1 protein-coding gene is annotated in these 256 nt (G+C 63.7%); it reads left to right on the forward strand.

The window, feature by feature from the left end; all coding sequences use genetic code 11:
- Window positions 1–256: enoyl-CoA hydratase-related protein (locus R0J87_RS22375; protein ID WP_498889069.1), on the forward strand; the 256-nt coding region annotated here is incomplete at both ends.

The raw sequence follows: 256 nt of genomic DNA on the forward strand, positions 1-256 counted from the left end.
GGGCGCGGATTCTGCGCAGGGCAAGACCTCGCTGACCTCGACTTCACGCCCGGCGCGATGACCGATCTGGGCGAATTGATCGACTTGCACTTCAACCCTTTGATCCGCCGACTGCAAGCGGTGCCGTTGCCCGTCATAGCGGCAGTCAACGGGACAGCTGCGGGCTCCGGCGCAAACCTTGCGCTCGCTTGCGACATCGTGCTCGCGGCTCGTTCGGCCAGTTTCATCCAGGCATTCGTGAAGATCGGCCTCGTGC

It is taken from the genome of Halomonas sp. SIMBA_159 (assembly GCF_046536035.1).
Classification (GTDB): domain Bacteria; phylum Pseudomonadota; class Gammaproteobacteria; order Pseudomonadales; family Halomonadaceae; genus Vreelandella; species Vreelandella venusta_A.